The sequence below is a fragment of the Helcobacillus massiliensis genome, assembly GCF_033106145.1.
Classification (GTDB): domain Bacteria; phylum Actinomycetota; class Actinomycetes; order Actinomycetales; family Dermabacteraceae; genus Helcobacillus; species Helcobacillus massiliensis.
In genome coordinates, this window is sequence record NZ_CP136959.1 from 1,995,535 (window position 1) to 2,009,840 (window position 14,306).

Consider the following 14,306-nt stretch of genomic DNA (forward strand, 5'->3'; position numbering starts at 1 on the left):
CGAGCCGCTTCCTCCCTTCTGACACGTCGACAGAAAGCTCCCTCATGACCGCAACACCAGTCCACCAGGAGACCTTCCTGGACCGAGTGGGGATCCCCCGCGTCCTCGCCCTCGGCTTCCTGGGCGTCCTGATCTTCATGACCGGCAACGGCATCGAGACCAGCTTCGTCTCCCCTCATATCGCTGAAGCATTCGGCAATCGCAGCCACATCGAGCTGGCCGCCGCCATCGTCACTTCGTACAGCCTGGCCACCCTGGTCGGCTCCTACCTGGCGGGTGTTCTCGCGGATCTGTGGGGGCCTCGCCGGGTCATGCTGCTCGGCACCGTGATCTGGGTGGTGTTCGAACTCGGGTTCCTGGGCAGTCTGCACCTCGCATCTGGGGCGCTGACGTTCCTGACCTACTTCTTCCGCGGGTTCGGCTTCCCCCTCTTCGCATTCGCGTTCCTCGTGTGGATCAACGCGGTGGTGGACAAGCGCCGCAACGGCGCCGCTGTGGGGTGGTTCTACGTGATGTTCACCGGCGGCATGCCCACGATCGGTTCGCTGGTGGCGATCCTGATGATCCCGTCGTTCGGCGGCGGCTACGCCGGCGAGACCTGGACCATGTTCGCCTCCACCTTCGTCGTGCTGGCAGGCTTTGCGCTCGCCTATTGGGGCGTGCGCGAACCGCATGGAGACATGCGTCTGGCTCCGGAGGGCACAGGCGCGGCCAAGGTTCTGTTCTCCGGGATCTCCCTCGCGTTCCATGACCGCCCGGTGTTCCTGTCCTTCTGGGTCCGGATCATCAACACCGCCCCGCAGTTCGGCATGCTGATCATCCTGCCGAACGTGATCGCCGACCAGCTCGGATGGGGGCAGTCCCGCTGGCTGCTCATGACCTCCATCGCGTTCGGGTCCAACGTTCTGTTCAACGCCTTCTTCGGGTGGGTGGGCGACCGTTTCGGCTGGGTGAAGACTGTCCGTTGGTTCGGTGTGCTCGGCTCGGCGATCGGCCTGCTGGCCTGGTGGTACGTCCCGCACATGGTGGAGCCCGGTACCACCAGCGGCTACGTCCTCTCGGTCCTGGCCAGCTGCCTTTTCGGCATCATGCTCGCCGGCTTCGTGCCGCTCGGCGCCATCATGCCGGCTCAGGCACCGGAGCACACCGGTGCGGCGATGGCGCTGTACACCACTGCTGCGGGCGGAGCCACGTTCCTCGGCGCTGCCGTTGTCGCCGTAGTCCTCCCCTTCGGAGGCAATGTCGGAGTTGTGTGGGCGTTCGTCCTGCTGTATTGCGCATCGTTCGTCATGACGTACTTCCTCGGTGTTGATCAGGAAGCCGCCATCGCCCGCCGCGATGCCGAGTTCGCTGCTGAAGCGGAGGCTGAGGCGGCCGGTGAGGATCCGATCGCGGCCCGCCAGCAACTCTCCTGATTCGTTCTTCCATCTGCTCGCCTTCAAGGAGGCCATCCGTTGACCTACGTCGTTCAAGAACCCAAAGAGTTTCCCCTGGACGCAGTGACCGGTCTGGTCGCTGCCCATCCCGCCGAACTTCTCCAGGTCCATGGCGGTGTCGTCCGCCGCCATCAGACCCCGAAGGGCCAGCCGGCCCTGGTGATCGGTGGTGGAAGCGGACACTATCCGGCGTTTGCAGGCTGGGTGGGGCCGGGCCTCGGCCACGGTGCGCCGTGCGGCAACATCTTTGCCTCGCCTTCCAGCGAGCAGGTGTTCTCAGTCGCGAAGAATGCTGAGAACGGCGGAGGAGTCATCCTCGGTTTCGGCAACTACGCGGGCGACGTCCTCCACTTCGGTGTGGCTGCGGAGCAGCTGCGCGCCGAAGGCATCGACGTCCGCATTGTGAAGGTGTCGGATGACATTGCCTCCAACTCGCCGGAGAATCATCGTGACCGGCGGGGCATCGCCGGTGACCTGGTGGTGTTCAAGGCGGTCGGCGCAGCGATCCAGCGCGGCGCCGATATCGACGAAGCGGAGCGGATCGCCACCAAGGCGAACGACGCAACACGCTCCCTGGGCGTTGCATTCGATGGATGCACCCTTCCCGGCGCGGCCGATGCACTGTTCCATGTTCCAGAGGGACGCATGGCGATCGGTCTCGGCATCCACGGAGAACCGGGCATCGACGAGATCGAACGCCCCGATGCGAAGACCCTTGCCCGCATCCTCGTCGACGGAGCGACCAAGGAAATGCCTGAGGGGGGCGACGGCCGAAAGCGCGTCGCGGTTCTGCTGAACGGCCTCGGCCGAGTGAAGTACGAGGAACTGTTCGTTCTGTGGCGCTTCGTCAGCGAACTGCTGGCCGAGCGGGGCTTCGATGTGGTTCGCCCGGAGGTCGGCGAGCATGTCACCAGCCTGGACATGGCCGGGCTCTCCCTCACCCTGATGCATCTGGACGACGAGCTGGAGCAGCTGTGGCTGGATCCCGTCGACACTCCGGCTCTCCGTCGCGGCGGCGCAGTCGAGGGCCCCCTGGGCGAAGCGCGTGAGGAGGTCTTCCAGGTCGGAGAGCAAGTGATCCCTGAGGCATCGGAGGACTCCCGGGCGAGCGCTGGCCGTGTCGTCGACGTGCTCGACGCGCTCCAGGACCTGCTGGAGGACAAGGAGGAGGAGCTCGGCCGCATGGATGCGATCGCCGGCGACGGCGACCACGGCAGCGGCATGGTGATCGGCATTCGAGCCGCAGCAGCCGGTGCTCGGCGAGCGCGGGAACAGGGTGCCGGCGCGCGAACCGTTCTCGTGCAGGCAGGAGCTCGGTGGTCGGCTGATGGTGGAGGCACATCCGGCGCCTTGTGGGGAGCTTTCCTCACTGCTGCGGGGCGCCGGTTCTCCGACACCGAACCGATCACGGACGAGTTGATCGCACCGGCTCTTCTCGCTGGTGTGACCGCGGTGCGGGAGCTCGGCGGCGCTGAGCCCGGCGACAAGACGATGGTGGACGCCATGGTGCCGTTCGCATCGGCCCTCGAGGCGAAGCCGACCCCGGCGGGGGCTGCCATCACGGCGGCTGCGGAGGACGCCGCCTCCGCGGCCGAGGCCACGGCATCGATCACGGCGTCTCTGGGACGTGCCCGCTTCCTCAACGAGCGGTCGATCGGCACCCCGGATCCGGGCGCCGTTTCGTTTTCGATGATGGCTGCTCTGCTCGGCAGCCTCCTCAGCTCGAACTGACAGCTGGCTTCGGACCAGCAGCCCACAATCAACGATTTCGCGTATCAGGCGCGAGGAAAAGGAGACCACCATGGCACTGACACTCGTCATCGGCGGAGACAACGCCGGGGTTGACTACAAGAGCGCACTCAAAGCCCAGCTGGAGAAGGATCCGCGTGTAGCCCGCGTGATTGATGTGGGCGTGGACTCTGCGGACGACGGCACGTTCTACCCGAACATTGCGACTGCCGCTGCGGAGAAGGTCGCTGCGGGAGAAGCGGATCGCGCGCTCCTCTTCTGCGGCACCGGGCTGGGGGTCGCGATCGCTGCGAACAAGGTGAAGGGAGTGCGCGCCGTGACGGCTCATGACGTCTACTCGGTGCAGCGCTCTGTCCTGTCCAACAATGCACAGGTGCTCACGATGGGCCAGCGCGTGATCGGCCTGGAGCTCGCTCGCGAACTCGTCAACCAGTGGCTCGAGCTCACGTTTGATGAGACGTCGGCGTCGGCGGAGAAGGTGGACGCCATCACCCAGTATGAGAACTCCTGATCTCACCTGACATTGGGGACGGGGCACAGGCGCGGACCTGTGCCCCGTCCCCATTCTTCGTCAGCTCGCAGTCCCCTCCAGATCGATGCGCTGCGCACCGGTGTAGACGTTGAAGCGGCCGTTGTCCTCGTCGCGGCCGGCGCGGACGAACCCGGCGAGGGTCATGCCGAACCGTTCGGCCGTGTCGATCGCGAGGGAGGACGGTGCGGACACGCACGCCACGAACGAGATCCCGGCCATCGCGGCCTTCTGCACGATCTCGAACGACGCCCGAGAGGACACCAGCAGCACCCGGTTGCGGATCGGCATCTGCGAGTTCAGCAGGGACCAGCCGATGACCTTGTCGACCGCGTTGTGGCGCCCCACGTCCTCGCGGAGGACTTCGGCGGTGCCGTCGGGGGTGATGAGGGCAGCGGCGTGGACACCGCCGGTGCGCTGGAAGACCTTCTGCCCGTCGGAGAGCTGCGCCTGGGCGCGCAGCAGGTCCGCGGGCTTCACGGTGAAGTCGTCGGTGATGGAGTAGCGGGTCCTGTGGACCACGTCGTCGATGCTGATGGAGCCGCAGACGCCGCAGGCGCTGGAGGTGATGAAGGTCTTCTGCACCACGGGGAGGATGGTGCGCCCGTCGGCCCCCATCGGGGAGTCCGCTCCCCCACCGGCCGCAGTGGTGTCGGGGTGGCCGACGGGGCCGTGCCCACCCCGCGTCATCACGCCCGGTGCGGTGGTGAAGTCCATGACGTTGTACGTGTTGCGCTCGAAACCGGATTCGTCCTCCACCACGGCGCCGTCGCAGTAGCGGGCTTCCAGGATGTCCTCGCGGTGCTGGATGTACCCCTCGGCGTGGAGGAAGCCGTGGATGAGCTCGACATCGTGCCCGGGGGTGCGCATGGTCAGGGACAGCTTCTGGCCGTTGAGGCGGATGTCCAGGGGCTCTTCCACCGCGACCGTGTCCGGCTTCTCCGAGTGGTAGAGCTGGCCGTCCCGCAGCCGCACCGTCATCATGCGGCGGTTCGATGTCACGCGTCCCATGCTCACCAGGGTAGCCGCGCCGGCGCCGCTCAGGGCCCGGTCGGGCCGGGATTCTGCGGAGGGCTGAGAGTCAGTCGCGGTCCACGCGGATCCGCTCCGTTGGCATCGAATCCTCGTTCGCGCCCGACGGCGACACCTGGTGGTGGGTGCGGAACGTCGCCTCCGCCCGGTGCACCGCCCGCGTCTCGTGCCGCGGCACGAGGCCGTCGAGGAACGCGAACTTCTCGGCGACATAGGCCGCTTCCAGGTCCCCGTCGGCGGAGGATTCGGCGAGCGTGCGCCACCAGTCGGTGAGGTCCGCCCAGCCGGGTGCCGCGAGCGCCCCACCGTGCCGCTGGACCGCGATTCCGGAGCAGAGGGACGCGAAGCGGAGGCGCTGCATGAGCGGCCAGCCGGCGAGGTCGCCGAGGACGCTCGCGGCGGCGAACACGTCGCCGGCGCCCGTCGGGTCCACCGCCGGGACGGACAGGGCGGGGCAGTAGGCCTCCTCCCCGGTGTGGCCGTCGATGGCGTAGACGCCGCGGGCGCCGTCGGTGACGATGGCGAGCCCCACCTTCTCGGACAGTGCCCGCGCCGCGGCCGACGGGGACTCGGTCCGGGTGTACGCCATCGCCTCCACGGAGTTCGGTGTGAACGCGTAGCAGTGCTCCAGGGGGTCGAGGTCCTTCACGTCCCATGCGCCGGTGGAGTCGAAGCCGATGTCCGCCCACACCTTCGTTCCGCGCGCGGCGAGCTGCTCCCACCAGTGGTGCTCCCCGGCGAGGTCCACGAGGGCGGCTTTGGCGGATGGGGCGGCGAGGATCTGGGTGTCGAGCGATTCGGGCAGGTGGTGGCCGTGGGTGACCATGGCGCGGTCGTCATCGGTGGAGATGGCGACGGTGATGGGGCTGTGGAAGTCCGCGAACCGCTTCGAGGCGGACAGGTCGATGCCCTCCTGGTCGGCGAGGACGTCCCACATCCAGTCGGCCATGGCGTCGTCGCCGAAACCGGCGGCGAGGCCCGTGCGCAGTCCGAGGCGGGCGGCGGCGGTGGCGAGGTTGGCGATGCCGCCGGGGCTGGAGCCGAGGCCTTCGCTCCACAGCTCCTCCCCCGGGTTCGGCATCCGGGACAGCCCGGAGAACACGAGGTCGTAGAACACGGTGCCGGACAGGATCACGTCCAGGGGGCGGTCGTCCGCGCTGCGGGTAGACGCGAGGGGGTCCCAGTTCCAGCAGGTGTCGCAGCGGCCGTCCGCTGACGGGGCGGGGGTGGAGTCGTTCACGATGTCCTCCTCTGTGGGGGCGGGGTGCGGGGGCGGTGCGTCCGCGCGGGCCGCAGAGCGGGGTCTGTGCGTGCCATTGTCCCACCCCCGTTGATACTGGTCCCCGGTGGTAGCGTGAATGGCGTTCCCTGGGGTGCCCGTGCGTGGGGTGCCCGCGGCCGATCCGGGAGGTCCACGCCCTATGAAGCTCACGATCCTCGGCGGCGGCGGTTTCCGCGTCCCGCTGGTGTACCAGGCGCTCGCCGCGGATGACCTCATCTCCGAGCTCGTCCTCTTCGACTCCTCTCCTGACCGCCTCGGCGTGATCGACTCCGTGCTGCGCGGCCTGGATCTGGCCCTGCCGTTCACCTCCACCACGGACCTCGATGAGGCGCTTCACGGTGCGGATTTCGTGTTCGCCGCCATCCGCGTGGGCGGCGCGGCGGGCCGCATCGTCGATGAGCGCGTGGCGCTGAACCTCGGCCTGCTGGGGCAGGAGACGATCGGCGCGGGCGGCCTCTCCTACGCGCTGCGCACTATCCCGGTGATGAGGCATATCGCTGAGCGGATCGCTGAGCTGGCGCCGGGCGCGTGGACGATCAACTTCACGAACCCGGCCGGCATCGTCACGGAGGCGATGCGCGGCGTGCTCGGGGACCGCGTGGTGGGGATCTGCGATACCCCGATCGGTCTGGTCCGACGGGTGCAGCGGGTGGCCGAGGCCGCGGGCCTGGGGGGGCCGACGGGTGCCGCGCAGGGCGTCGGCGCGATCGACTATGTGGGGCTGAACCATCTGGGATGGCTGCGAGGCCTGGAGGTGGGCGGGCGCGATGTTCTGCCCGCGATTCTGGAGCGCGATGACCTGCTCGATGAGATCGAGGAGGCTCGCACGGTTGGCTTCGACTGGGTGCGGGCGCATCAGGTTCTGCCGAACGAGTACCTGTTCTACTACCTGTTCCATGAGGACGCGGTCCGGTCGATCACGGAGGCCCCGGCGACGCGCGGAGAGTTCCTCCTGGAACAGCAGGGCGAGTTCTACCGCACAGCGGAGGCCGCGGCGCAGGCCGGAAACAGCGGCCATGCGGGGGCGGAGCGCGCCGCGGAGGTGTGGGCGTCGGCCCTGCGGGAGCGAGAGGCGACCTATATGGCTGAGGCCCGTGACGAGGGTGAGGAGCGCCGCGAGGAGGACGTGGCCGGCGGCGGCTACCAGGAAGTGGCGCTGCGGCTGATGGCGGCGATTGCGCGGAACCGGCCGGAGCGGATGATCCTCGATGTCGGGAACGCGCCGACGGGGTCCGACGAGCGCCTGGTGCCGCAGCTGCCGGACGATGTGGTGCTGGAGGTGCCGTGCGTGGTGGATGGCTCGGGGGTGCATCCGGAGCCGCTCCGCTCACCCGTGGCGCTGGACCAACTGGGGTTGATGGCGCGGCAACGCGCGGCGGAGCGCCGCATTATGCGTGCTGCGCTGACCGGGTCGAAGCGAGATGCGTGGCTGGGGTTCAGTGAGCACCCGCTGATTGAGTCCCCGCAGCTGGGCCGGAAGCTGCTCGACGGCTACCTCGCGGAGCACGCGGTGCTGCGGAAGATCCTGACGGAGGACTGATCCCGCCGTAAACGCCGGAGGGCCGCGGCATTATCCGCGGCCCTCCGTGCCTCACTTCGTCACTTGTCGAGCTGATCGACTCCGTACTTCGCCTCTTCGGGGGTGTACTTGCCGTCGTATTCGGAGACGAGCAGTTCGTAGATCGCGTCCCGGGACATGGCGAGTTCGTCCTGGTAGATCTTCGCCTCCTTCGCGGCGTTCTCCTTCCAGTCAGCGTCGATGTTGTCGATCGCGTACTGAGCCGCTTCCTTCGAGAATTTGTCGGCATGCTCCGACGTCAGCTGGTCGAACAGCGCCTGCTTCGACATCGGCATGACGTCGAGATAGTTCTGGGCGCTCCTCAGTGCGTTCCTATGCTCAACAGGAACGTCATCCTGCTTCTTCTCGGCGGGCTTTTCTGCCGGCTTAGACTCGGCCTTCTTTTCTGGCTGAGAAGGCGCAGCAGAGCTGGTCTCCTTCTCGGCAGGCTTCGCCTCTTCCGGTGTCGCCGAAGCCTCCGGGGCGGCCGACTGTGTCGTCGAGGGGCTTTCCGCCGGGCTCCCGCCGCCGAACACAAGTGCCGAACACCCGGCGATCAAGCCACCAAACAGCAGGATCCCACAGCAACTGCCGCCAAGGATCAGGGGAAGCTTACTCTTCTTCGGCTGCTCTGCCGGAACAAATGCTCCGCTCGGCTGCCCGGGTGGGACAGGGGGCTGCGAAGGGCTAACGGGGTGGCTCATTGGCGCGCTCCTGCGTAAAAAAGGAAAGGGAGAGGCGTTCCGCGCCTCTCCACGATTATACGTCCACGAAACTGCTGTTTCGACCACGTTTTGTGGACGATGAGGACGGACGGCTTCAAAACGCGTGACCCCGTCGGCCAGTAGCACCCGTCGGCCTCGACCACCGGCCGCGCCCGCCCCACCGACTACCCTTGATCCGTTGTCCCGTCAGCGCACCTGACCCAATGGAGGGCGAGTGCGCGGCCCTCACGGTTCAAGGAGTCCCTCCGCGATGTCCTCCAGCGCTTCCGCGCGCCGCCTTCCACCCCTGACGTCCGGCCCGCACGAAAAGCGGCTCGGCCTCGTCGCCCTCGTCGCCACATTCGGCGGCCTCCTCTTCGGCTACGACACCGGCGTCATCAACGGTGCCCTCCTCCCCCTCAGCGAGGAACTCGGCCTGACCGCGGTCACCGAGGGCGCCGTCACCTCCTCCCTCGTGTTCGGAGCGGCTGCCGGAGCATTCCTGGGCGGGCGGATCTCCGACGCCGTCGGCCGCCGTACCACCATCCTGGGTCTGGCAGTGCTCCTGATCGCGGGCGCCCTCACCTGCTCCGCCGCGCCCGGCCTCGCAGTCCTCCTCGCCGGCCGCATCATCCTCGGCCTCGCCGTCGGCGGCGCCTCCACCGTGGTACCCGTGTTCCTCGCGGAAATGGCCCCGTACGAAGTCCGCAGCTCCTACTCCGGCCGCAACGAACTGATGATCGTGCTCGGTCAGCTCGCCGCATTCGCCGTCAACGCCGCCCTCGGCACCGCCCTCGGGCACCTCGACTGGGTGTGGCGGGTGATGCTCGCCGTCGCCGCCGTCCCCGCAATCGTCCTGTTCCTGGGCATGCTGCGGATGCCGGAGTCCCCGCGCTGGCTGATCAGCCGCGGACGCGACGACGACGCTGTCCGCGTCCTGGAAACCATCCGCCCCCGCGAGCGCGCACACGCCGAAGCAGCGGACATCCGCGCCACCCTCGAGCGCGAACGCGCCGATGCCCGCCGCATCACCACCCGGACCGTCCTCCGCCGGCCGTGGTTCTGGCGGATCCTGCTGGTCGGCATCGGTGTGGCGTCCTTCCAGCAGCTCACCGGCATCAACTCCGTCCTCTACTACGGGCAGATCATCCTCACCGAATCCGGGTTCGGTGAGCAGGCGGCGCTGGTGGCGAACCTCGGCCCCGGCATCATCGGCGTGATCGGGGCGTTCATCGCCCTGTGGATGATGGAGAAGATCTCCCGCCGCACCACCTTCGTCACCGGATACACGCTCGTTGCCGTCAGCCACACCCTCATCGCCGTGTTCTCCTCCGTCCTCGCCGAGGACAATCCGGCGCGGCCGTTCATCATGCTCGGCCTGATCGTCCTGTTCGTCGGGTCGATGCAGACGTTCCTCAACGTCATCACCTGGGTGTGGCTGTCCGAAGCGTTCCCGCTGCGGGTGCGCGCCTTCGGCATGGGGATCTCCGCGCTCTGCGGCTGGCTCACCAACGGCCTGATCGCTCTCACCTTCCCCACGCTGCTTTCCGCCGTCGGCCTCACCACCCTGTTCGCCGGCTTCGCCGTCATCAACGCGATCGCCGCGATCGTACTGCTGAAGAACCTGCCGGACACCCGCGGCCGCTCCCTCGAAGACGTGGCGATCGGGGTGGTGGAGCAGACGATCTATCCCGGCTCCCCGGTGACGCAGCCCACGCACTGAACCGGGCGTTTCCGGGCACGAGTTTGCGGCCGCCCCACGGCCGGGTGACGGCTGGTGGAACACCTCCTGACACAGCCACGGGCGGGGCCGACGGGTGCTGGAGAGTGGATGGGTCCCTCCCCCGATTCCCGAAGGAGTCCCCTCATGTCCCAGCCTCTCGCCCGACGCTCCATGATCGTCGGCGTTGGAACCGCTGCCGCCACCGCGTTCGGTGCCGCCGCCACGACGGGCGCCCTCGCCGCACCCGCACCGGCGCGCGGCCGCGCCCTCATCGGCCGCGGGAAGAAGCACCAGCTGCACGTGATGACGTTCAACGTCCGTCTCGAGCGCGCGAATGACACGAAGCCGGGCGAGGCCGACCACTGGCCGGACCGCCGGCCCGCCCTGATCGAACTGCTGAAGCGCGAACAGCCAACCATCCTCGGTGTGCAGGAGGCGAAGTACGGTCAGCTGTCCGCCGTGGAGGAGGCGCTGCCGCGGCACCGCATGATCGGCTACGGCCGCAAGGGCGGCTCCAAGGACGAGTACTCGGCGATCTTCTACGACTCCTCCCGCCTTGAGGTGCTCGCCTGGGACCAGTTCTGGCTGTCCGACACCCCGACCGTGATCGGCTCCGCCACCTGGGGCAACACCGTCACCCGCATTGTGGTGCACGCCCGCTTGCGCGATCTCGCCACCGGCGCGGAGTTCGCCATGATCAACACGCACTTCGACCACGAGAGCGAAACGGCGCGCATCAAGAGCGCCCAGGCGATGATCGACCTGTTCCAGGGCGGCCAGCTCGACGGCCTGCCCACCCTCGTCACCGGCGACTTCAACTCCCACGCTGAGGACTCCGGCGCCTACACCACCCTCGTGACCGACGGCCCCACCGAGGACACCTGGCTCACCGCCCAGCAGCAGCTCACCCCCGCCTACGGCACCTTCCCGAACTACAAGGAACCCGTGGACGGCGGCCCCCGCATCGACTGGGTCCTCGCCACACCCGACATCACTGTGCGCGCGGCCGCCATCAACACGAGCCGTGCGAAGGACGGCCGCTGGCCGTCGGACCACGTGCCGGTGCAGGCCCTCGTGGAGCTGCCGCGCGCCTGACCCTCGCTGCACCCGCGCCCGAGCGCTCCTCGGGCGCATGCGCAAGCGCTCGCAGCGTGCACATCGGGTGCGGGCGGGTGGAACGGACCGCTTCTGCCCACCCGCACTCGCCCACATCCGGCCCCGTCGGCCCCGTCGGCCCCGCTCGGCTCCTAGAGTGGATCCATGACCCCGCCGACCCCCTCCCCCGCGTCCGCCTCCGAGCCCGCACCCGCGCGCCTGACCCGCGCCGAGAAGATCGACGCCGCCACCCCCGCGAACCGCAACCGCGTGGTGGACCTGCTGCGCGCCCTCGCGATCACGGTGGTGGTGCTGGGGCACTGGACGATCATCGCGGTGGATGCCGACGGCGGTCTCCAGCCCCACGGGGTGCTCGACGGTGCCCGCTGGACCCACCCGCTGACCTGGGTGTTCCAGGTGATGCCGATCTTCTTCCTCGTGGGCGGCTACTCCAACGCCCTGTCGTGGCGCTCCGCGCGGCGCAAGGACACCACGTATGTGTCCTGGCTGCGTGCCCGTCTGCGGCGGCTCGGCATCCCCCTCGTCCCCGTCCTCATCACGTGGCTGGTGATCTGCGCGGTCGCGCTCGCCGCCGGCGCCGATGCGGAAACGGTGCGCCTCGCCTCGCAGATGGCGCTGATCCCCACCTGGTTCCTCGCCTCCTACCTGCTGGTGATCATGGTGGCGCCGCCGCTGCTGGTGGTGTGGGAGCGCATCGGCTGGTGGTCCGTGCTCATCGGCATCGCCCTCGCCGGTGCGGTCGACTTCGCCTCCATCGCCCTGCAGCTGCCGGTGGTGGGCTTCGCGAACTACCTGCTGGTGTGGGCGGCGTTCCACCAGATCGGCTTCGCCTGGCTGGACGGCCGCCTCACCGGTGCGGGCCGACGGGTCCTGCTCGCGACCATCGGCGCCGCCGGTCTCGCGGTGCTCGTGGGCCTCGGCCCCTACCCGGTCTCGATGATCACCGCGGGCGGGGACGCGATCTCCAACTCCAACCCCACCCGCGTCACCATGGCGTTCCTCGGCCTGCTGCAGGCGGGGCTCGTGCTCCTGCTCGAGAAGCCGCTCGCGCAGCTGATGACGCGGCCGCGGCTGTGGATGGCCGCCGTGGTGGTGAACATGCGGATCATGTCGTGGTTCCTGTGGCACCTGACGGCGATGGTCGGCACCGCCCACCTCCTGCTCGCCCTCGCTGGCCGCTTCCCGGCACTGCGGGTGCTGCTGCCCGAGCCGCTCAGCGGCCCCTGGTGGGCGAGCCGTCCCCTCTGGTGCCTCACCCTGATCGGTGTGACACTGCTGTTCGTCGCCGTGATGGGCAGGTTCGAGACTGTCCCCGCGGACGAGCGGCCATCACCACCGGTGTGGCAGCCGATCCTGGCAGCAGTGCTGACGGTGGCGGGCCTGGCCGTGCTGGCATCCGTCGGCATGGTCACCACCACCGGGCACGGCCTCGGCGCCCTCGCCTGGTGGTGGGCGGCGCTGCCGATCATCGGCATCGCCGGCTGCGGCATCATCGACTGGGGCCGCGGCCGCCGCTGACCGCACTGGCGGCGCGGCCGCGACCTGCGCCAGACTGGGCACCCACCGGCCCACTGCCCTGCCCCCCGACGAAAGGTGACCTGATGACGCGCTCCCCCGCTGTCTCCCGCACAGCCCCGGTGGTGTTCGGCATCGACATCGGCACCAGCAGCACCAAGGGCGTCCTCGTCACCCCGACCGGTGAGATCATCGCCCAGGCCGTCCGCGAGCACGAGGTGCAGCGGCCCGCCCCCGGGCACGTCGAGATGGACGCGGAGACCTGGTGGCAGGAGCTGCGGGACATCGCCGCCGAACTCATCGACCCCCAGGCGGATGACGTGCTCGCCGTCGGAGTCTCCGGCATGGGGCCCTGCACTGTTCTCGCGGACGCCAACGGCGCCCCGACCCGCCCCGCGATCCTCTACGGCGTGGACACCCGCTCCACCGACCAGATCGCCGCGCTGAACGACCGGTTCGGCAGCGACGAGATCCTCCGCCTCGGCGGCAGCCGCCTCTCCAGCCAGGCCGCCGGCCCGAAGATCCAGTGGGTGCGGGACAACGAACCCGACGTGTTCGAACGCTCCTCCCGACTGTTCATGGCCGCCTCCTTCCTCGCACACCGCCTCACCGGCGCGTACGTCCTGGACCACCACAGCGCCAGCCAGGCAACACCGCTGTACCGCGCCGACGACCAGCAGTGGAGCAACGAGCACTGGGACCAGGTCGCGCCCGGCATCGAGCAGCCGCGCCTGCTGTGGGCCGGAGAAAGGGCCGGTGAGGTCACCGCGGCAGCCGCCGAGCAGGTTCCGGGCCTGCGGGAGGGCACTCCTGTGATCGCCGGCAGCATCGACGCCTGGACCGAAGCCGTCAGCGTGGGCGGGCACCACCCGGGCGACCTCTTCCTCATGTACGGCACCACGTTCTTCCTCATCGCCACTGCCGACCGTCCGATGCGGTCGGAGACGATGTGGGGCACCGCCGGGGCGTTCTGCGACACGTGGAGCCTCGCGGGCGGTATGGCCACCTCCGGGGCCATCACGAACTGGCTGCGCGACCTCGTCAGCACCGGCGAGGACCGGGCCGACTGGGCGCAGCTGATCGCCGAAGCCGAAGCGTCACCGCCCGGTGCCCACGGCCTCCTGCTGCTGCCGTACTTCGCTGGGGAGCGCACCCCCATCCAGGACCCGGAGGCGCGCGGCGTGCTCGCCGGGCTGACCGTGTCCCACACCCGCGGCGACGTGTACCGCGCTGTCCTCGAAGCCACCGCGTTCGCGGTCCGGCACAACCTGGAGGCGCTGCGGGAGGCCGGGATCGAGGTGACGCGGGTCGTGGCGGCGGGCGGCGGCACGCAGGGCGGCCTGTGGACCCAGATCGTCTCCGACGTCACCGGCCTCACCCAGGTCATCCCCACCACCACGATCGGCGCGTCCTACGGCGCGGCGTTCCTCGCCGTGCAGATGCTCGCCGACTCCCCGAACGCCCCGGTGGCGCCGCCGAGGATCGAGGACTGGAACCCGCCGGCCCGCATCGAGGAACCGAACCCCGGGGCGCACCGGCACTATTCGCAGATGTACGAGCTGTACCTCGAACTGCACCGCTCCACCGAGGTCATCCAGCACAGCCTCGCCGCGCTGCAGGCGCTCAGCGACCGCTGACGGGCAGCACCCGTCGGCCCGGCAG

11 protein-coding genes are annotated in these 14,306 nt (G+C 69.0%); 8 read left to right on the top strand and 3 right to left on the bottom strand.

Annotation, left to right across the window (positions count from 1 at the left end):
- Positions 1-44 precede the first annotated feature (44 nt).
- The 3 genes from R3I40_RS09170 to R3I40_RS09180 all read left to right on the top strand — a co-directional run bounded on the left by R3I40_RS09170 (position 45) and on the right by R3I40_RS09180 (position 3,696).
- On the top strand, positions 45-1,415 hold the full coding sequence (locus tag R3I40_RS09170; protein ID WP_183376879.1) for an MFS transporter: 1,371 nt from the start codon (positions 45-47) through the stop codon (positions 1,413-1,415).
- 39 nt (positions 1,416-1,454) lie between these two features.
- A complete protein-coding gene (locus R3I40_RS09175; RefSeq protein ID WP_285262291.1) occupies positions 1,455-3,167 on the top strand; it encodes a dihydroxyacetone kinase family protein in 1,713 nt (570 codons plus the stop codon).
- Between the two features lie 70 nt (positions 3,168-3,237).
- Positions 3,238-3,696: a ribose-5-phosphate isomerase gene (locus R3I40_RS09180; protein ID WP_183376875.1), complete on the top strand. Its 459-nt coding sequence runs from the start codon at positions 3,238-3,240 to the stop codon at positions 3,694-3,696.
- A gap of 60 nt (positions 3,697-3,756) precedes the next feature.
- Here R3I40_RS09180 and fdhD read toward each other — a convergent pair whose 3' ends face one another.
- Together fdhD and R3I40_RS09190 are read right to left on the bottom strand one after the other, a co-directional pair.
- Positions 3,757-4,725 (bottom strand): formate dehydrogenase accessory sulfurtransferase FdhD, encoded by a 969-nt coding sequence (gene fdhD, locus R3I40_RS09185; protein WP_285262292.1) that lies wholly within the window; start codon positions 4,723-4,725, stop codon positions 3,757-3,759.
- A gap of 70 nt (positions 4,726-4,795) precedes the next feature.
- Entirely contained in the window at positions 4,796-5,986 is a 1,191-nt protein-coding gene (locus R3I40_RS09190) for a carbohydrate kinase family protein (protein WP_285262293.1), read from the bottom strand.
- 181 nt (positions 5,987-6,167) lie between these two features.
- On the opposite strand from R3I40_RS09190, the gene R3I40_RS09195 reads away from it, so the two are divergent.
- Entirely contained in the window at positions 6,168-7,568 is a 1,401-nt protein-coding gene (locus R3I40_RS09195; RefSeq protein WP_285262294.1) for a family 4 glycosyl hydrolase, read from the top strand.
- A 59-nt stretch (positions 7,569-7,627) separates the two neighbouring features.
- On the opposite strand, the gene R3I40_RS09200 is transcribed toward R3I40_RS09195, so the two are convergent.
- A complete protein-coding gene (locus tag R3I40_RS09200) occupies positions 7,628-8,290 on the bottom strand; it encodes an Ltp family lipoprotein (RefSeq protein WP_285262295.1) in 663 nt (220 codons plus the stop codon).
- A gap of 271 nt (positions 8,291-8,561) precedes the next feature.
- On the opposite strand from R3I40_RS09200, the gene R3I40_RS09205 reads away from it, so the two are divergent.
- From R3I40_RS09205 to R3I40_RS09220, 4 genes are all read left to right on the top strand, one after another.
- The gene (locus R3I40_RS09205; protein ID WP_285262296.1) at positions 8,562-10,013 is read left to right on the top strand and encodes a sugar porter family MFS transporter; all 1,452 of its coding nucleotides are present in this window, start codon (positions 8,562-8,564) and stop codon (positions 10,011-10,013) included.
- 144 nt (positions 10,014-10,157) lie between these two features.
- The gene (locus tag R3I40_RS09210; protein ID WP_285262297.1) at positions 10,158-11,108 is read left to right on the top strand and encodes an endonuclease/exonuclease/phosphatase family protein; all 951 of its coding nucleotides are present in this window, start codon (positions 10,158-10,160) and stop codon (positions 11,106-11,108) included.
- Positions 11,109-11,273: 165 nt separating this feature from the next.
- On the top strand, positions 11,274-12,647 hold the full coding sequence (locus R3I40_RS09215) for an acyltransferase family protein (RefSeq protein WP_285262298.1): 1,374 nt from the start codon (positions 11,274-11,276) through the stop codon (positions 12,645-12,647).
- Between the two features lie 83 nt (positions 12,648-12,730).
- Positions 12,731-14,281, top strand: coding sequence for an FGGY-family carbohydrate kinase (locus tag R3I40_RS09220; RefSeq protein ID WP_285262299.1), 1,551 nt, complete (start codon positions 12,731-12,733; stop codon positions 14,279-14,281).
- The last annotated feature ends 25 nt before the right edge of the window (positions 14,282-14,306 follow it).